This is a genomic window from Rhodococcus sp. IEGM 1307, assembly GCF_030056915.1.
In the GTDB taxonomy this organism is placed as follows: domain Bacteria; phylum Actinomycetota; class Actinomycetes; order Mycobacteriales; family Mycobacteriaceae; genus Rhodococcus_F; species Rhodococcus_F opacus_D.
This window is the reverse complement of record NZ_JASHKW010000010.1, coordinates 269,747-287,067: the sequence shown is the minus strand read 5'-3', so window position 1 is coordinate 287,067 and position 17,321 is coordinate 269,747. Positions and strand designations below refer to the sequence as shown.

At 67.7% G+C, this 17,321-nt stretch carries 16 protein-coding genes; 7 read left to right on the top strand and 9 right to left on the bottom strand.

Annotation, left to right across the window (positions count from 1 at the left end; translation table 11 throughout):
• Nucleotides 1-91: 91 nt before the first annotated feature.
• The 6 genes from pyrE to QM841_RS21555 form a co-directional block, all read right to left on the bottom strand.
• Nucleotides 92-622 carry an orotate phosphoribosyltransferase gene (pyrE, locus tag QM841_RS21580; protein ID WP_005238397.1) on the bottom strand — a complete coding sequence of 177 codons (531 nt, stop codon included), beginning with the start codon at nucleotides 620-622 and terminating at the stop codon, nucleotides 92-94.
• Nucleotides 623-642: 20 nt separating this feature from the next.
• On the bottom strand, nucleotides 643-1,437 hold the full coding sequence (locus tag QM841_RS21575) for an SDR family NAD(P)-dependent oxidoreductase (RefSeq protein WP_283333516.1): 795 nt from the start codon (nucleotides 1,435-1,437) through the stop codon (nucleotides 643-645).
• A gap of 67 nt (nucleotides 1,438-1,504) precedes the next feature.
• Complete coding sequence (locus tag QM841_RS21570) at nucleotides 1,505-2,356, bottom strand: TtfA family protein (protein WP_502943282.1); 852 nt, start codon at nucleotides 2,354-2,356, stop codon at nucleotides 1,505-1,507.
• A gap of 94 nt (nucleotides 2,357-2,450) precedes the next feature.
• Nucleotides 2,451-3,401 (bottom strand): DUF5666 domain-containing protein, encoded by a 951-nt coding sequence (locus QM841_RS21565; RefSeq protein WP_283333514.1) that lies wholly within the window; start codon nucleotides 3,399-3,401, stop codon nucleotides 2,451-2,453.
• A gap of 143 nt (nucleotides 3,402-3,544) precedes the next feature.
• Entirely contained in the window at nucleotides 3,545-6,097 is a 2,553-nt protein-coding gene (gene clpB / locus QM841_RS21560) for an ATP-dependent chaperone ClpB (RefSeq protein ID WP_009478774.1), read from the bottom strand.
• A gap of 168 nt (nucleotides 6,098-6,265) precedes the next feature.
• Complete coding sequence (locus QM841_RS21555) at nucleotides 6,266-7,300, bottom strand: alpha/beta hydrolase (RefSeq protein WP_280784164.1); 1,035 nt, start codon at nucleotides 7,298-7,300, stop codon at nucleotides 6,266-6,268.
• 191 nt (nucleotides 7,301-7,491) lie between these two features.
• Between QM841_RS21555 and QM841_RS21550 the strand changes: the two genes are divergently transcribed.
• On the top strand, nucleotides 7,492-8,712 hold the full coding sequence (locus QM841_RS21550) for a globin domain-containing protein (RefSeq protein WP_050998683.1): 1,221 nt from the start codon (nucleotides 7,492-7,494) through the stop codon (nucleotides 8,710-8,712).
• Nucleotides 8,713-8,772: 60 nt separating this feature from the next.
• Nucleotides 8,773-9,525, top strand: coding sequence for an FAD-binding oxidoreductase (locus QM841_RS21545; protein ID WP_280784166.1), 753 nt, complete (start codon nucleotides 8,773-8,775; stop codon nucleotides 9,523-9,525).
• A gap of 10 nt (nucleotides 9,526-9,535) precedes the next feature.
• Here QM841_RS21545 and QM841_RS21540 read toward each other — a convergent pair whose 3' ends face one another.
• Together QM841_RS21540 and QM841_RS21535 are read right to left on the bottom strand one after the other, a co-directional pair.
• Complete coding sequence (locus tag QM841_RS21540) at nucleotides 9,536-10,702, bottom strand: FAD-binding oxidoreductase (RefSeq protein ID WP_280784167.1); 1,167 nt, start codon at nucleotides 10,700-10,702, stop codon at nucleotides 9,536-9,538.
• A gap of 111 nt (nucleotides 10,703-10,813) precedes the next feature.
• The gene (locus tag QM841_RS21535) at nucleotides 10,814-12,391 is read right to left on the bottom strand and encodes an AMP-binding protein (protein ID WP_283333513.1); all 1,578 of its coding nucleotides are present in this window, start codon (nucleotides 12,389-12,391) and stop codon (nucleotides 10,814-10,816) included.
• 173 nt (nucleotides 12,392-12,564) lie between these two features.
• On the opposite strand from QM841_RS21535, the gene QM841_RS21530 reads away from it, so the two are divergent.
• The 5 genes from QM841_RS21530 to QM841_RS21510 all read left to right on the top strand — a co-directional run bounded on the left by QM841_RS21530 (nucleotide 12,565) and on the right by QM841_RS21510 (nucleotide 16,814).
• Nucleotides 12,565-13,059: a CinA family protein gene (locus QM841_RS21530; protein ID WP_280784169.1), complete on the top strand. Its 495-nt coding sequence runs from the start codon at nucleotides 12,565-12,567 to the stop codon at nucleotides 13,057-13,059.
• Nucleotides 13,060-13,117: 58 nt separating this feature from the next.
• The gene (locus QM841_RS21525; RefSeq protein WP_283333512.1) at nucleotides 13,118-13,525 is read left to right on the top strand and encodes a ChaB family protein; all 408 of its coding nucleotides are present in this window, start codon (nucleotides 13,118-13,120) and stop codon (nucleotides 13,523-13,525) included.
• The gene (locus QM841_RS21520; RefSeq protein WP_283333511.1) at nucleotides 13,522-14,703 is read left to right on the top strand and encodes a zinc-dependent alcohol dehydrogenase; all 1,182 of its coding nucleotides are present in this window, start codon (nucleotides 13,522-13,524) and stop codon (nucleotides 14,701-14,703) included. The genes QM841_RS21525 and QM841_RS21520 overlap by 4 nt, the downstream gene beginning before the upstream one ends.
• On the top strand, nucleotides 14,703-16,181 hold the full coding sequence (locus QM841_RS21515; protein WP_283333510.1) for an FAD-dependent oxidoreductase: 1,479 nt from the start codon (nucleotides 14,703-14,705) through the stop codon (nucleotides 16,179-16,181). The genes QM841_RS21520 and QM841_RS21515 overlap by 1 nt, the downstream gene beginning before the upstream one ends.
• A 69-nt stretch (nucleotides 16,182-16,250) precedes the next feature.
• Nucleotides 16,251-16,814: a type 1 glutamine amidotransferase domain-containing protein gene (locus tag QM841_RS21510; RefSeq protein ID WP_283333509.1), complete on the top strand. Its 564-nt coding sequence runs from the start codon at nucleotides 16,251-16,253 to the stop codon at nucleotides 16,812-16,814.
• Here the strand turns inward: QM841_RS21510 and QM841_RS21505 are convergent, their stop codons facing one another.
• Nucleotides 16,815-17,291 (bottom strand): DUF4383 domain-containing protein, encoded by a 477-nt coding sequence (locus QM841_RS21505; RefSeq protein ID WP_283333508.1) that lies wholly within the window; start codon nucleotides 17,289-17,291, stop codon nucleotides 16,815-16,817.
• Nucleotides 17,292-17,321: the final 30 nt, after the last annotated feature.

Here is a 17,321-nt window from a genome sequence, read left to right as displayed (position 1 = left end):
AAACTGTCCTCAAAGTCCTGAGACATATCTGTCCTCCAAGTCCTGAGACATGACAGTGTGCCCCGGCACACTTCGCCACTCACATGTGCGGTCAGAGGTTCAGGTCGGGGAGGCCGAGGAGCGAACGGTACTCGAGACCCTCGGCCGCGATCACCTCGTCGGCACCGGTCGCGCGGTCGACGACGGTCGCGACACCGACGACGATCGCCCCGACGTCGCGCAACGCCTTCACCGCAGTGAGCGGAGAGTTGCCCGTGGTCGTGGTGTCCTCGACAACGAGGACACGCTTGCCGACGACGTCCGGCCCCTCGATCTGCCGCTGCATCCCGTGCGCCTTCGCGGCCTTGCGCACCACGAACGAATCGATCGGCCTGCCCGGGGCGTGCATCACGGCCATCGCCACCGGGTCGGCGCCCATCGTCAGTCCGCCGACGGCGTCGAAATCCCAGTCCGCCACCAGTTCACGCAGCAGCTTCCCGATCAGCGGGCCAGCCTCGTGATGCAGCGTGGCGCGGCGAAGGTCCACGTAGTAGTCGGCTTCCTTGCCCGAAGACAACGTCACCTTGCCGTGCACAACAGCCAGCTCACGCACCAACGCGGCCAGATCCTCGCGATCACTCATGCCCGAAACCCTACCCACCTCTATGTGCGGGCACGCCCCCGGCCGAACACGTTGGTCAGCCGCCGGACCAGACTCTTCGGGACGAGTCGACCGGCAGTGGTCAGCACCTTGTACTGGAGGCCGGGAATGCTCACGACCTTGCCGTCCTCGAGGTCGGCCAGCGACGCCGCGACCACCTGGTCGACGCTCAGCCACATCGGCTTCGGAATCGAACTCATCTCGATGCCCGCGCGCTCGTGGAATTCGGTGCGAATGAATCCCGGGCACAGTGCCTGGATCCGCACACCCGTGCCGCCCAGCCCGTTCGCCAGTCCCTCGGAGAACGAGATCACGTACGCCTTGCTCGCCGAATAGGTCGATCCGCGCCCGGACAGCAGGCCGGCGACGCTCGCCACGTTGATGACGGTGCCGTTCGCCGACGCGATCATGGTGGGCAACGCCGCACGGGTCAGCTGCATGACGGCGGTGACGTTCACGTCCAGCTGGGACTGCAACAGCTCCGGCGTCGCCGTCCAGAATTCGCCCGACGTGCCGAATCCGGCGTTGTTGACCAGCACCTCGACACCCTTCCCGAGGCGCTGCGCCACTTCCTCACGCCCGGACGCCGTGGCCAGATCGGCCGGCAGGATCTCGGACTCGGTGTCGAACAACGCCTTCATCTCGTCGGCGAGGGCCTGCAAGCGGGTTTCGTCACGCGCGACGAGCACGAGGTCGTAACCGAGAGACGCGAACTTCCTCGCGAAACCGGCACCGAGCCCCGACGTCGGGCCGGTGACGAGGGCAACGGGTCGGGCGGAACTGGGGGGCGTCGACATACCGGTGACGGTAGCAAGGCGCTGCGCGCCTGTGCGCGGTTAACGAGTCCCAGGACTCGTCAGGCACTCACGGGCGCGGAGCGCCGGGGCCCGGCGGGCGGGGAGCGCCGGGGGCCGGCGGGCGGGGAGCGCCGGGGGCCGGCGGACGGGAAGCGCCGGGGGCCGGCGGACGGGAAGCGCCGGGGGCCTGCTGGCGTGGAGCGCCGGGGGCCGGCGGGCGGGGAGATGTCGGACGCGCGGGACGCGCCTCGGCGGGGGCGTCTTCCCGCACTCGCGGCCTGCTCGGGTCGTGGTGGCCACGGTCGAGTCCCCGCGGTTCGGTGACCGGGGGCAGGACGTGCAGGATGCCGGACAGTCGGGCGACGGCCTCGATGGCCGAATCCCACTCGCGTCCACTGCTGCCGATGGGCAGCGAACCGAGGGTCCATTCGCCCTCGCTCCACAGCATGTTCACGTGCGGCGGCACCGACTCGGTGAACGCCACCATGCGCTGATCGCAGACCCTGCGGGCGATTTCGAGGTCGGTGGCGAACACGACTCGCGGTCCGATGGCACCGAGGAGTTCGAGATCCGAGTCCTTCGGCGGCGGGGTCGACTTGAGGCGCAGGTCGATGTCGACGTCCGAGCCCACCCGGCGGCGCACGGCGACGATGGTCGCGGTCTCCTCGAGGTCGAACAGGATGAACGACTCGCCCCGGCGTTCGCCCTTCACCACGTCGATGGCGCTGAGGTACTCCTGCTTGGCCAGCGCGGCGCGATGGAATTGGCCAGGCAGCTTCTCTTCGACGTTGTCGTACGTGTAGCCCTGGGCCTTGGCCCAGATCTGCCGCACCCGACCTGTCTGATCACGACGCGAGCGATCGAAATAGAGCAGCGCGCACGCGCCTGCGAGTGCGATCAACGCCAGTACGAACCACATTCCCGTCATCGGTGATCAGCCTAGCGAGTCGACGCCGTTACGAGGCGAAGCGGTACCCGGACACCCCGTGTCGGTTTTGCCCGGACCCATCGTCTCAGTTACCGCCGAGCTTCGGCAGCTCGGTGCTGATGATCGTCTCGGCCATCATCGTGCCGTTCTCGACCTTCGTACCCTGCACCATCACGGTGAACCCGGGCTTCAGATCGGCGACCGTGGTGCCGTCGAGTGCGATCACGTTGGTCTGCGCGTTGGTCTGAACCGTCAGCCGGGATCCGCCGAGGGCGTCGAGGGTGAGTGTGGAACCGTCGTTGGCACTGATCGTTCCGAACGCGGCGCCCGCAGCGCCGATGGCCTCGCCGATTCCGCCGGGGAGTTGATCGAGTGGCGACTCCGACGTGGTCGACGGCGGCGGTGTCGTCTTCGGCGGCGCGGTCGTGGCGGGCGGACGGGACGTGGTCGGGCCCGCCGCCGTGGTGCTCGAGGAATTGTTCGGCGCGGACGTGAAGAGGGCGACACCGAAACCGATGACGGCGATCAACAGCAGCGCGGCCGCCGTGGCGGCGATCCACGTGCCGATCCGCCGGGGCTTCTTCTCCTCGGGACTCTCGGTGACCGGCGCCTGGTACTGCGAGCCCGGGTACTGCCCCGGCGGGTACTGGGCGTTCGGGTACTGCCCCGTCGGATACCCGCCCTGGTACTGCTGGGCGTCGTACGGCGGATACGCCTGCGTGGCGTTCGGTGGCGGAGCCTGCGGGTCGTACCGCGGATCGTAGGTCGGGTAGGCCTGGGTGGGATTGGGCTGGTTCTGCCCGTACGCGGCGGTCGGATCGGACGTGTAGAACTGCTCGGTCGGCCTGCCTGCGGGGCCCAGGTGCTCGGTGCGCTGCTCAGCCGATCCGAGGTGCTCGGTCGGCTGGTCCTGCCGCGACCACGCCTGGGTGGGGTCCTCGTCACCGGCCCTCGACGCGGAATCGTCGGTGGTCCACGACTCCGTTCCGTCGTACGCGCGTTCCTGCGGGGTGCGCGGGTCGTCGGGGTTCGTCATGATCGGCCCCTCCCTCGGGTTCGTCCGGCCGGTGTCCTGCGGCTACGGACGGTCCAGGGTAACGGCGAAACTTAAGACGTCGCTGTGAAAACACAGGTGAGTGGCACGGCGTGCGGGAGCACACCGTGCCACTCACGTACGGATCAGCCGAGGACGAGCGCGTCCCCGGTCTCGGACACCTTCACGGGGACGGTGTCACCGTCCTTGACGTCACCGGCGAGCAGCAGCTTCGCGAGCTGGTCGCCGATCGCCTGCTGAATCAGCCGGCGCAGCGGCCGGGCCCCGTACATCGGGTCGTAGCCGCGGACCGCCAGCCAGAAGCGGGCCGAGTCGGACACGTCCAGCGTCAGCCGCCGCGCCGCGAGCCGGCGGGACAGCTGATCGAGCTGGATGTCGACGATGGATTCGAGCTGCTCTTCCGTGAGCGACTCGAAGATCACGACGTCGTCGAGCCGGTTGATGAACTCCGGCTTGAACGCGTGCCGCACCGCATCCATCACCTGCTCCCGCGATCCACCCGCACCGAGGTTGGACGTGAGGATCAGGATGGTGTTGCGGAAGTCGACGGTGCGTCCCTGACCGTCCGTCAGCCGGCCTTCGTCGAGGACGGCGAGCAGGATGTCGAACACGTCGGGGTGCGCCTTCTCCACCTCGTCGAACAGCACCACCGTGTACGGACGCCGTCGCACGGCCTCGGTGAGCTGGCCGCCCGCCTCGTACCCGACGTATCCGGGCGGGGCGCCGACGAGCCGGGCCACCGAATGCTTCTCGCTGTACTCGGACATGTCGATGCGGACCATGGCGCGCTCGTCGTCGAACAGGAAGTCGGCGAGGGACTTCGCGAGCTCCGTCTTGCCGACGCCGGTGGGCCCGAGGAACAGGAACGAACCGGTGGGCCGGTTGGGGTCGGCGACTCCGGCGCGGGCGCGGCGCACCGCATCCGACACGGCGACGACGGCCTCTTCCTGGCCGACGACCCGCTTGCCGAGTTCGGATTCCATCCGCAGCAGCTTGGCGGTCTCGCCCTCCATCATGCGGCCGGCCGGGATGCCGGTCCATGCCGCGACCACGTCTGCGACGTCGTCGGGACCCACTTCCTCCTTGAGCATGACGTCGCCGTCGGCGGCGGCACCGGACTCGCGGGCTGCCTGCTCGAGTTCCTTCTCGAGCTGCGGGATGCGGCCGTACCGCAGCTCCGCGGCCCGGCCGAGGTCGCCGTCGCGTTCGGCGCGTTCCTCCTCGCCGCGCAGCGTCTCGAGCTGCTCCTTGACCCCGCGCACGGAGTCGATGGCCTGCTTCTCGTTCTGCCAGCGGGTGGTCAGCTGGTTGAGCTTCTCCCGTTCGTCGGCGAGTTCCTGCCGCAGCTTCTCGAGCCGGTCCTTCGACGCCGCGTCGGATTCCTTCTGCAGCGCCATCTCCTCGATCTCGAGGCGGCGGACGATGCGTTCGACGGTGTCGATCTCCTCGGGTCGCGAGTCGATCTCCATCCGCAGCCGGGACGCGGCCTCGTCGACGAGGTCGATCGCCTTGTCCGGCAGGAACCGGGACGTGATGTAGCGGTCGCTGAGCGTGGCGGCGGCGACGAGCGCGGAGTCGGTGATGCGCACACCGTGGTGCACCTCGTACCGCTCCTTGAGCCCGCGCAGGATGCCGACGGTGTCCTCGACGGAGGGTTCACCCACCAGCACCTGCTGGAAGCGACGTTCGAGGGCGGCGTCCTTCTCGATGTACTTGCGGTATTCCTCGAGCGTGGTCGCGCCGACGAGCCGCAGCTCACCGCGGGCGAGCATCGGCTTGATCATGTTGCCCGCGTCCATCGCGGACTCACCGGTGGCACCCGCACCGACGATGGTGTGGAGCTCGTCGATGAACGTGATGACCTGACCGGCCGAGTTCTTGATGTCGTCGAGGACGGCCTTGAGCCGCTCCTCGAACTCGCCGCGGTACTTGGCGCCCGCGACCATCGATCCGAGGTCGAGGGAGATCACGGACTTGCCGCGCAGCGATTCGGGAACGTCGCCGGCGACGATGCGCTGGGCGAGTCCCTCGACGATGGCGGTCTTGCCGACACCGGGTTCGCCGATCAGCACCGGGTTGTTCTTGGTCCGGCGGCTGAGTACCTGCACGACGCGGCGGATCTCGTTGTCGCGGCCGATCACCGGGTCGAGCTTGCCGTTGCGGGCCAGGGCGGTGAGGTCGGTGGAGTACTTCTCGAGCGCCTGGTATGTCCCTTCCGGATCCGGGCTGGTGACGCGCGCACTGCCGCGGACGGTGGTGAACGCATCACGCAGCGCCTCGGGGGTGGCGCCGTGCCGCTTCAGCAGTCCGGCCACGTCCGACTCACCCGAGGCGAGACCGACCATCAGGTGTTCCGTCGACACGTACTCGTCGTCGAGTTCGGTGGCGAGGTGCTGTGCTGCGGTGAGTGCGGCGAGGGCCTCGCGGCCGAGCTGCGGTGTGGTTGTGGCGCCCGTCGTCTTGGGCAGCCGGTCGACGAGATCCTGCCCTTCACGATGGACCACGGTGGGATCGACGCCGACCGCCTTGAGCAGCGGGGCGGCGATGCCGTCGGTCTGGTCGAGCAGGGCCACGAGCAGATGCGCGGGCCTGATGTCGGGATTACCGGCCGACGACGCCGACTGGAGCGCAGCGGTCATCGCGGCCTGGGTCTTGGTGGTCGGATTGAACGAGTCCACTGTTCACCTCTTCTGGCGTTGTAGAGCGGTCCGCCGCCCGGGGCCGAGTGGCACGTGGCGACGCTGTCATCTTCTTAACGCGCGAAGGGTTGAGTCTGTTCCGCTCAACTTTAGAAATCTTCCGCTACCCCCATCATCTCGCCCCGCAACGCTTCGCGGGGCGGGATGTCAGGCCCCGATCGCGGTCGCCATAGTCGGCCAGGACGCGGACAGGTCGTCGCGCCAGTACCCCCACGAGTGCGTTCCGACCGGCCGGAGGTCGACCGTGGCCGGAATGTCCAGGGCGCGGAGTTTCTCGGCCAGCCGCATCGTGCAGTCGTTGGTGACGGCCTCGATGACACCACCCACCACGACCTGCGTCGCAAGGTTGCGACGGTCGCCGCCGACGGTCCGGGCGTCGAGGGTGTCGTACGGTCCCGGCAGCCCGCTGCCGTTGGAGATGTAGAGGGTGGTCCCCCGGAGCTTCTCGGCGTTGACGTACGGATCGTTCGCGGCCCACAGCGGATCGTTGGCCGCACCCCACATGTTCTCGGGGTTGCCGCCGAAGTCCGACACCGTGATCTCGACGAACCGGCGCGCCACCGGGTCGCTCGTCATCGCGCACCCGCTGTACGCCCCGACGCTCTGATACAGCCCCGGCTTGGAGATCGCGAGGTTGAGGACGCTGGTGGCCGACATGGACAGCCCGGCGATGGCGTTCTTCCCGGTCGTCTCGAGCGCCGAGTCGACGATGGGCGGTAGTTCCTTCGTCAGGAACGTCTGCCACTTGTTCCGCCCGAGCTCGGGATCGTCCTGCTTCCAGTCCGCGTAGTAACTGGACTGGCCACCGAACGGGATGACTACGTTGACGTCCTTGTCGGAGAAGAACTTCTCGACGTCCGCCTTCTGCTCCCAGCCGAACTGCTCGGAGTTCCCCTCGACGCCGCCGAGCATGTAGACGGTGGGACGCTTCTCCGACGCGGCCCGGATGACCCGGACGGTGATGTCCTTGTCCATGGCGGTCGAGTGGACGGTGAAGTTCATCTGCGATTCGCCCACTGGGGTGACCTCGACCAACCGCGAACCGTCGGGCGCCTCGTCGGCCGAGATCGACTCGATCGTCGTCCGTGGTTCCGCCGAGACGACGCTTCCGCCGCTGATCACCGTCAGCGTCACGGCCGCCACGACCGCGGCGGTCCGACGAATCCGAACCGAACTGGCCATCCCCGGACGAAACCGACCCCGATCCCGCGCACAGCCAACTCTCATGGGCCCCCCTCGGTAACGCCGCCTGTTTACTGGATGCATCGTGCCTTGCCGGTGGTCACAGCTCAATAGCGACCCACCGAAATACCGGGGGCGAACGCCCAGCCGGCCGTTGCCGTAACCCCGGGTCCGCGCGCGGGACGGCTAGAATGCGGGTGTTCGAATCAGCAGGCACGGAGGCAGGGGACGGCTTGACACGAGATTGCCTCGATCCGCTCGTGATTTCGCGTCTGCGCGCCAGCTTTTCGTCGATCGTGTCCACCGAACACGGACGCAACCGGCTCACCACCACGTTCTACGCCACCCTGTTCGCCGAACACCCCGAATTCCGCGCGCTCTTCCCCCCTGCACTGGATCAGCAGGGCCACCGCCTGTTCCAGGCGCTGCAGTTCGTCATCGACAACCTCGACGACGAGGGCCGGGTCCTCGGTTTCCTGAGCCAGCTCGGCCGTGACCACCGCAAGTACGGCGTCGAGGGCAGGCACTACTTCGCGTCGGGCAATGCGCTGCTGGTCGCCGTGCAGAGCTCCTTCACCCAGGCCATCTGGACGCCCTCGCTGACCGCGGCCTGGACGGAACTGCTCGACCTCCTCCTCCACACGATGGCCGACGCCGCGGACACCGACGACCTGCCCGCCGCATGGGGCGCCACCGTGGTCGATCACGAACGCCGCCTCGACGACCTCGCGATCGTCCGTCTCGAGACCGACTCCCCCATCCCCTACGGTGCGGGCCAGTACCTCAGCGTTCAGATCCCGCAACGGCCCCGGATGTGGCGATATCTGTCGGCGGCCATTCCCGCCAACCCGTACGGACAGCTCGAATTCCACGTGCGCCGCGTGTCGGGTGGGTGGGTGAGCCCCGCCATCGTGAACGAGACGCAGGTGGGCGACCGGTGGCTGCTCAGCTCCCCGCTCGGTGGGCTCGAGGTCGACCGCGACAGCGGGCAGGACGTCCTGATGATCGGTTCGGGGACGGGCATCGCGCCGCTGCGCGCGCAGGTGATGGAAATGGCGATGCGGTCGAACAATCCGCGGGTCCACATGTTCGTGGGTGGCAAGTACCCGTGCGATCTGTACGACATCGAGACCCTGTGGCACCTGTCGCTGAGCAATCCGTGGCTGACCGTGGTTCCCGTGTCCGAGGAGGACGAGGACCCGTGGTGGCACACGATTCCCGCCCCGGAGGCGCCGCCGGGGTTGCATCAACGCCTCCAGGGGCAACTCGGCCGCGTCGTCGCCCGGTTCGGCTCGTGGGCGGACCGGCAGATCCAGATCTCCGGTTCGCCGGCGATGATCAAGACCACCGTGTACGCGTTGCAGCGCGGCGGTACGCCGCCCGAACTGATCCGGCACGACCCCCTGATCTAGTTCCGCAGCCCGTCCCCGCCCATCCGCCATCCGGTTCGACCGTCGGGAGAGCATCACGCCATGCAAGCCACGCAGACCACCTGGACCAGCACCGTCGTCGAGCATCACCGTCTGCGGCACGACCTCGCCGTGATCCGCCTCGTCGGTGACTACGTCCCGTTCGTGCCGGGGCAGTACGTGGACGTGAGCGTTCCCCAGAACCCGCGGCTGCTGCGCAGACTCTCCCCCGCCCTGCCGCCGTCGTTGGACGGCAAGCTCGAATTCCACGTCCGGACGGTTCCCGGCGGCTGGGTCAGCGGCGACATCGTCACGGAGACCTCGCCCGGCGACCAGTGGCAGATCCTCGAACCGCGCGGCACGATGTCCGTCGACGAGGACGGGCCGGACGTCATCATGATCGCCGGCGGCACCGGCCTGGCCCCGTTCCGGTCGATCCTGCTGGACCTGTCGCGCAAGCCGAATCCGCCGCGGGTGTTCCTGTTCACGGGCGATCGGACGCCGCGCGATCTGTACGCGTCGGACATGCTCTACCTGCTGCTGCAGGATCTGCCGTGGCTCACCGTCATTCCGGTGGTGGAGAACGTCGTGAATCCGGACTGGACCGACGAATGGTACGAGCGCACCAGAGTGGACGTGGGGTTCACCGAGGACGATCTCATCGAGGGCTCACTGCCCGACGTCGTGACGTCCTACGGCGCGTTCACCGAGCACCAGGTGCTGGTGTGCGGTTCGGCGGCAATGGTGCGTGCCACCCTCGACCGTCTCCGCGACACCGGGACCCCCACGGAGAACATTCAGTTCGACCCGTACTGAGGCGTTCGGGTCAGTAGGACGGGTCGTGCCGGATGTTTTCCGGCGGAGTGCCCGCGGCGTGCAGGCGGAACTTGGTGGTGTTGATCATCGCCTCGGAGCCGACGAGCTGGATGTCGCGCTCGGCCCACGTCCCGAAGTCGGCGACGACCTGCCCCACTTTGCCGGTCAGCCGGCGGTGCATGCCGGGCAACGCGGCGCTGCTCGGCCCGGTGTACCACCAGGGGTCCTCATCCTCCTCGGTGACCGGGACGACGGTCAGCCACGGGTTCTGCTCCGCGAGCGCCCACAGGGTGCCCAGGTCGTAGAGGTCGCAGGGGTACCGGCCGGCGAAGAAGAGGTGGACGCGGCGGTCTTGGCCGCGTTGCGACATCTGCAGGATCTGCGCGCGCAGCGGGGCGATGCCCGTCCCCGATCCGATCATGAGAATGTCGCGACCGTTGTCGTAGCGGACTCCCAGGTCGCCGAGCGGGGATCCGATCACCCACCGCTCGCCCACGAGGGTCTGGCTGACGATGGCGGGGCTGACCCAGCCGCCCGACACCCGGCGGACGTGGAACTCGATGATGCCCTGGTCGTTGGCGGGGTTCGCCGGCGACAGGTACCGCCACATCCGGGGACGCGACGGCACCTGCACGCTCACGTACTGGCCGGCGGTGTAGGCCATCGGCTCGTCGAGTTGCAGGCGGACGATCGACACGTCCTTGCGGACCTGAAGGTGCTCGATCACGGTCGCACCCCACGCCGGCGGGCCGCTCTCGGCGTTGGCCGCATCCATCATGGTGGCGGCGACGACCGAGAGGACGTCGCGCCACGCCTGCTCGAGTTCGTCGGTCCACGGCTCGGTCGAGGGGAACTGTTCGACCGCGGCGATCAGGGAGTTGCCGACGGCGACGTAGTGCGCGTCCTCGATTCCGTACTTGCGGTGGTCCCGGCCGAGCTGGGCGAGGTAGGCGAGGATCTGCCCGGATTCCTCCTCGAGCCGTTCGATCACGTACTGGACGGCGGAGATCAACCGGTCGCGTTGCTCGTCCATGGCCGCGGGGAAGAAGTCCCGGGCGTCGGGATACCGCGCGAACAGCAGGGCATAGAAGGACCGGGACAGAGTCTGAGGCCCGTCCGGCACCGCCGCGATAGCCTTGAAACTCGACCGGACCAGCGATATTGCCTGTGAATCCACCGCGCATCCTCGTCACCGACTGAACGCGGCCCTGCCGCGAAGTACTTGGGCAGACTATAGGCGCGGACGCCACGCCGCAGACCAGGTCCCTTCTTTCCGGCCCTGGTCGTGCTATCCGACCGCTCGGTCTGCACTTTCCCAGTACCGGGAGCGCAGCGCCTTCTTGTCCAGTTTGCCGAGCGGGGTCAGCGGCAGTGCGTCGACGAAGTCGATCGACTTGGGGGCGTGCACCGATCCCTTCGCGGCGCGCACCCGTTCGACGAGTTCGGCGGCGTCGACCGTCTGCCCGGCCCGCAACACCACGCACGCCTTGACGGCCTCGCCCCACTTCTCGTCCGGAACGCCGACCACCGCGACCGAGCCGACGGCGGGATGCGCCGAGATGACGTCCTCGATCTCCCGGGGGAACACGTTGAAGCCGCCGGTGACGATCATGTCCTTCTTGCGGTCGACGATCGTCATGAATCCGTCTTTGTCCTTGCGCGCGACGTCGCCCGTGTGCAGCCAGCCCCCGCGGAACGCCTCGGCGGTCTCGGCGGGCTTCTTCCAGTACCCCTTCATGACCAGCGGGCCGCGGACGCAGATCTCGCCGAGCTCACCCTGCGGCACCTCGTTCAGGTCGTCGTCGAGCAGGGCGACGTTCAACCAGGGCACGGGACGCCCGCACGTCGCGAGCCGGCTGGGATCGTCCGCCAGGTGCTCTTCCTTCCGCAGCACCGCGATGGTCATTCCGCATTCGGTCTGGCCGTAGAACTGGAAGAAGATCTGGCCGAACTTCTCGATGCCCTCCTTCAACCGGGCCGGCGACATCGCCGAGGCGCCGTAGAACAGCGTCTGCAGGCTGGACACGTCCCGCTTCGGCAGGTCGGGGTGATCCATCAGCAGGTAGATCATGGTGGGGACGAGCATCGTGGCCGAGATCTTGTGCTTCTCGATCGTCTCGAGGACGGCACCGGGCTCGAACGCGGGCAGCACGATCAGCGCGCCACCACGCAGCAGGGTCGGGATGAAGAAGGCGGCGCCGGCGTGCGACAGCGGCGTGCAGATGAGGAATCGCGGTTCGTCGGGCCACTGCCATTCGGCCAACTGGATCTGATTGAGCGTCGCGCCGGACTGGTAGGAGCCGACGACGCCCTTCGGCTTGCCGGTGGTGCCGCCGGTGTAGACCATGCTGCTGTTGTCGTCGGCGGCCACGTCCGCCGCCCGCAGGCGTTGCGGGGTGAACGTCTCGGCGAGTGCGAGAATGTCGGTGCCGACTTCGGACGGCCCCAACGACAACACGTTCTCGATCGACGGCGACTGCGCCACCAGTTCGGCGGCGCGCTCCTCGAAGGCGGTGGGATCGAAGATCAACGTCTGGATCTCGGCGTCGCCGACGATGTACAGATGGTCGTCGAGCGAGCCCATCGGGTTCAGCGCGCTGGCGCGGCATCCGGAGATCATGGTGGCGCCCATGCTGATGAGCACTTCGGGCCTGTTCTTGGACAGCATGGCGGTGCTCGTGCCCTTACCGATTCCGAGTGAAGCCAGTGCCTGCGCAAAGCAACTGATCTGATCGCGCATCTCACCGCCGGTGAGGACGACGTCGCCGAGGTAGAGCGCCGGCTTGTCGGAGTTGCGTTCCAGTGCAGTGATGAGGAGGTCTGCAGCGAAGGCGGGTCGATGCAGATCTGCGAACTCGTCGGTCATCTGTAATCCTTCTACTCCCGCGACGCCGAGGCGCGTGGTCCGGCGGCCTGGATTTTCTGTGTCCTGGGTCACCGACACCCTAACCGGAAACCGGAAAAACTGAAACCTGTTCCATCTGGCGCGCGGTGCCGACGGCAACTCCGCGCCGGAACGCGTCCGATAACGTGAGGTCCATGAGTCCGCAGGACCGAATCGCAGAACGGATCTCGACCGCTGCCCAGAGCGCGCACGTATTCCTCGCAACGGCGGAATCGCTCACCGGCGGACAGATCTCGTCCATTCTCGGCGCGGCGCCCGCCTCCTCCGACTGGTATCGGGGCAGCGTGGTCGCGTATTCCAGCGAAGTGAAGCACCGGGTGCTGAAGGTGCCGGACGGTCCCGTCGTCAGTGAGGCCAGTGCCCGCGCGATGGCCGGAGCGGTCGCGGAACTGCTCGGAGCCGACATCGCCGTCGCGGTGACCGGTGCGGGCGGCCCCGACCCTCAGGACGGGCAACCGCCGGGGACCGTCTGGTTCGGACTCTTCACCCACGGCCGTATCGACACCGAGATGCACCGATTCGCCGGTGAACCGCAGGACGTCGTGACCGCAACGACCGACCGTGCCCTGGAACTGCTCGAGCAGGCGTTGGTCTCCGCGCCCGGTCGAGTTCCTCCCCCGCTCGCATAGATCTCCGAGAGTCGGGTAATCCCCCGAACGGGCACCTCTACACCCGAGGAGGATTTCCGTGCCGAAGACCACCGACAGCGGCAAGCCGAAGAAGAGCGAGCTCCCCGAGACGCTGAAGAAGTCGTCCGAGAAGGCGCAGCGCACGTTCGCCAAGGTGTACGACTCCGCAATGGATCAGTACGGGGACGAGGAACGGGCGCATCGCGTCGCGTACGACGCCCTCAAACACAGCTACGAGAAGGTCGGGGACCACTGGGAGGCCAAGGACGAGAAGGGCCCCTCGGACGAGCGCGCGAAGAGCGGCGGCCCGAACGCGTCCGGTGAGTCGGCCGAGGGCGTCGACGCCAACGCGAGCAAGGACCACCTCCTGCACATCGCTCAGCGGCTCGACATACACGGCCGGTCCACCATGACCAAGGACGAACTCGTCGACGCGATCGAGAAGGCGAACCGGAGAGCCCGATGAGAGCCGTGACGTGGCAGGGCAAGCGGAAGGTCAGCGTCGACACCGTCCCCGACCCCGTGATCGAACAGAAGACTGACGCGATCGTCGAGATCACCACCACCAACATCTGCGGCTCCGACCTCCACCTGTACGAAGTGCTCGGCGCGTTCATGAGCGAGGGCGACATCCTCGGCCACGAACCGATGGGCATCGTGCGCGAGGTGGGCTCCGAGGTGACCGAGGTGAAGGTCGGCGACCGGGTGGTGATCCCGTTCCAGATATCCTGCGGCAGTTGCCACATGTGCGATCGGAAGCTGTTCACCCAGTGCGAGATCACCCAGATCCGGGACGAGGGTATGGGTGCGGCGCTGTTCGGGTATTCGAAACTGTACGGGAGCGTTCCCGGCGGCCAGGCCGAGTATCTTCGGGTGCCGCACGTGAAGAACACGCACATCACGGTTCCCGAAGGTCCACCGGATTCGCGCTTCGTGTATCTGTCCGACGTGCTGCCGACGGCGTGGCAGGCCGTCGAGTACGCGGACATCCCCGACGGCGGTTCCGTCGTCGTTCTCGGGCTCGGACCGATAGGCGACATGGCGGCACGCATCGCTGCGCACAAGGGTTTTCGTGTCATCGGCGTGGATCTCGTGCCCGAGCGTCTCGCCCGCGCGCAGGCGCGGCACATCGAGACGGTCGACCTGACCGACACCGAGGGCGAACTCGGCGACGTGATCCGGGAGATGACCGGCGGCCGCGGCCCCGATTCCGTCATCGACGCCGTCGGCATGGAAGCGCACGGCTCCCCCGGCGCGAAACTTTTGCAGCAGGTCACGTCTCTCCTGCCCGACGCCATCGCGGGCCCGCTGATGTCGACGGCGGGAATCGACCGGCTGCACGCGCTGTACGCGGCCATCGACATCGTGCGCCGCGGCGGCACCCTCTCGCTCATCGGGGTGTACGGCGGAATGGCCGACCCGATACCGATGCTCACCCTGTTCGACAAACAGATTCAGCTGCGGATGGGCCAGGCCAACGTGAAGCGGTGGGTCCCGGACATCCTGCCGTTGCTCACCGACGCCGACCCCTTGGGCGTCGACACGTTCGCCACTCACGAACTGCCACTGGACCACGCCCCGCACGCGTACGAGATCTTCCAGAAGAAGGAAGACGGCGCTGTGAAGATTCTCCTGAAGCCGTAATGCCTTCTCTGTGGCTCGATCACGTCGCTGGGCACCGCGGTGCGGTCACCGGGCGGTCGTGGGACGAACGCGGACGGTACGACACCGTGGTGGTGGGCGCGGGGGTGACCGGACTGATCCTCGGGTTGCTGCTCGCCCGCGCGGGACAACACGTCGCCGTCGTGGAAGCGCGGACCATCGGCGCCGTCACGACGGGGAACACCACAGGCAAGGTCAGTGTGCTGCAGGGGACCCGGCTCGCCGAGATCGGCCGACGCCACGCGGTGCACATCCTGCGCTCGTACGTCGAGGGAAATCTGGAGGGCCAGCAGTGGCTGCTCCGGTACTGTCGCGATCGCGAGATTCCCGTGGGCACGGCATCGGATTTCACGTTCGCGCAGACCGAGTCCGGCACCGACGCGGTGCGCGCTCAGTACACGGCCGCCCGATCAGCGGGCCTGCCCGTCCGACTGGTGCCGGAACTCGACATCCCGGTGCCCCACGTCGACGCCGTCACAATCGACGACCAGGCGTTCCTGGACCCGATGCCCGTTCTCCACACGGTGGCCCGCGACGTGATCACGCACGGCGGCGACGTGTTCGAGCACCGTCGTGTGACGGCGGTCCGGACGCTGGTGCGATTCCACGTCCTGTCGACGCCGGACGGCGACATCGAAGCCCGACGCGTGGTTCTCGCGACGGGAACTCCGATCCTCGATCGCGGAGGATTCTTCGCCCGGCTGAAGGCGGAACGATCGTATGCGGCGGCGTTCCGGGTGCCGGGCGGTGCTCCCGGCGGCATGTACCTGACCGCCGATCAGCCCACCCGGTCGTTGCGCCCGGCCGACGACGGTCGTGTTCTGGTCGTCGGCGGCAACGGTCACGACGTGGGCCGAAGCACGTCGCCGCAGGCCGCGGTCGACGATCTGCTGGCCTGGACCGGCCGCCACTTTCCCGGGGCGACGCCGACCCACCGCTGGTCGGCACAGGACTACTCCTCGCTGAACGCGCTTCCCTATGTCGGCCCACTGGTTCCGGGCAGCGACGGCATTCTCGTCGCGACCGGCTACGGAAAGTGGGGACTCTCGAACGGCGTCGCCGCCGCTCTTGCGCTCGCCGGACGCATTCTCGGTGGCCACATGCGGTGGGCGGAGGCCTTCCAGAGCTATTCGCCGACGCAGCTTTTCGACCTTCCCGCGGTAGTGAAGGCGAACGGCGAGGTGGCGAGGGAGATGGCTGCGGGCTGGGGCGACGCACTCGTGGGGCGGCAACGCGGGAAGGGCCGGGCACGCATCGTGCGAGAGGGTCTGCTGCCCGTCGGCGAGTACACCTCGAACGGTCACACCGAGCGCGTCTGCACCGTCTGCCCGCACCTCGGTGGTGTGCTCCGCTGGAACGATGCGGAGGCGTCGTGGGACTGCCCGCTGCACGGGTCCCGATTCACTGCCGGCGGAACACTTCTCGAGGGCCCCGCAACCACCGATCTCCGACGACTCTGATTCCCACCCGATTGGCCGCGGGCCATCTGGGTACCCGTCGCTTGTTCTCACGAAAGGAAGGAAGTGCCCATGACATCGGCAGAGACACTTCGCGGCCGGAAGGTCGCGATCCTGGCCACCCACGGCGTCGAGGAAGTCGAACTCGTCGAACCCCGGAAGGCCGTGGAGGACGCCGGCGCGGAGGTCCGGCTGATCTCGTTGTCCCCCGGCAAGATCCAGGCCATGAACTCGGACGTGAACGCGGCAGGCACCTACGCCGTCGACGCCGTCGTCGGCGACGTGGCGGTCGCCGACTTCGACGCATTGATCCTGCCCGGCGGCACCACGAACCCCGACCACCTCCGGATGGACGCGTCCGCCGTCGCCTTCGTCCGTGACTTCGTCGCTTCGGGCAAACCGGTGGGCGTGATCTGCCACGGACCGTGGACGTTGGTCGAGGCCGACGTCGTCCGCGGCCGCACTCTCACGTCGTATCCCAGCGTGCGCACGGATATCCGCAACGCGGGCGGAACCGTGGTCGACGAGGAAGTGGTGGTCGACAACGGGTTGGTGTCGAGCCGCAACCCCGACGACCTGCCCGCGTTCTGCGCGAAGATCGTCGAGGAATTCGCCGAGGGCCGCCACCCGCAGTGACTAGTCCATCGGCGAGTGAGGGCGGGTCGGGTCCGTTGCGGGCGACGACCCGACCCGCGCCGTGAAGAATCCGAGCGCGACCATTCCGGCGCCGAGTGCGAAGTGCAGCCAATTGTCTGCCGTGTTGACCGGCACGAAGTTCGCCGCACTGGCCTGGTCGATCACCAGTCCGTAAATCCACAGCACGAGATAGACCACACCGCCGACGATCAGGTACAGGCGCGCAGTCTGCACTGTCCTGGCGAATGCGATGCCGGCGACGCCGAAAATCAGGTGAACGACGTTGTGCAGAACCGAAACCTGGAATATCCCCAGCAGTTTCGCGCCCGAATGGTGCCCGGCGCCGCCGAGCAGGTCGTAGTCGGTCGTGATGCCGGGAACGAAACCCAGGATCCCGACCATGAGGAATACCGCACCCACGACGAGCGCGGCGATCTGAACCGGCGACTTCGTCCGGGACGACTCGCGCGTACCCATTGCTCTGCCCTTCCTTCGCGATCGACTGGT

Bases quoted from the DNA above. Each gene is read 5' to 3' on its own strand.
- pyrE (WP_005238397.1), bottom strand. From the start codon at position 622: ATGAGTGATCGCGAGGATCTGGCCGCGTTGGTGCGTGAGCTGGCTGTT.
- QM841_RS21575 (WP_283333516.1), bottom strand. From the start codon at position 1,437: ATGTCGACGCCCCCCAGTTCCGCCCGACCCGTTGCCCTCGTCACCGGC.
- QM841_RS21570 (WP_502943282.1), bottom strand. From the start codon at position 2,356: ATGTGGTTCGTACTGGCGTTGATCGCACTCGCAGGCGCGTGCGCGCTG.
- QM841_RS21565 (WP_283333514.1), bottom strand. From the start codon at position 3,401: ATGACGAACCCCGACGACCCGCGCACCCCGCAGGAACGCGCGTACGAC.
- QM841_RS21555 (WP_280784164.1), bottom strand. From the start codon at position 7,300: ATGGCCAGTTCGGTTCGGATTCGTCGGACCGCCGCGGTCGTGGCGGCC.
- QM841_RS21550 (WP_050998683.1), top strand. From the start codon at position 7,492: ATGCGGGTGTTCGAATCAGCAGGCACGGAGGCAGGGGACGGCTTGACA.
- QM841_RS21545 (WP_280784166.1), top strand. From the start codon at position 8,773: ATGCAAGCCACGCAGACCACCTGGACCAGCACCGTCGTCGAGCATCAC.
- QM841_RS21535 (WP_283333513.1), bottom strand. From the start codon at position 12,391: ATGACCGACGAGTTCGCAGATCTGCATCGACCCGCCTTCGCTGCAGAC.
- QM841_RS21530 (WP_280784169.1), top strand. From the start codon at position 12,565: ATGAGTCCGCAGGACCGAATCGCAGAACGGATCTCGACCGCTGCCCAG.
- QM841_RS21520 (WP_283333511.1), top strand. From the start codon at position 13,522: ATGAGAGCCGTGACGTGGCAGGGCAAGCGGAAGGTCAGCGTCGACACC.
- QM841_RS21515 (WP_283333510.1), top strand. From the start codon at position 14,703: ATGCCTTCTCTGTGGCTCGATCACGTCGCTGGGCACCGCGGTGCGGTC.
- QM841_RS21510 (WP_283333509.1), top strand. From the start codon at position 16,251: ATGACATCGGCAGAGACACTTCGCGGCCGGAAGGTCGCGATCCTGGCC.
- QM841_RS21505 (WP_283333508.1), bottom strand. From the start codon at position 17,291: ATGGGTACGCGCGAGTCGTCCCGGACGAAGTCGCCGGTTCAGATCGCC.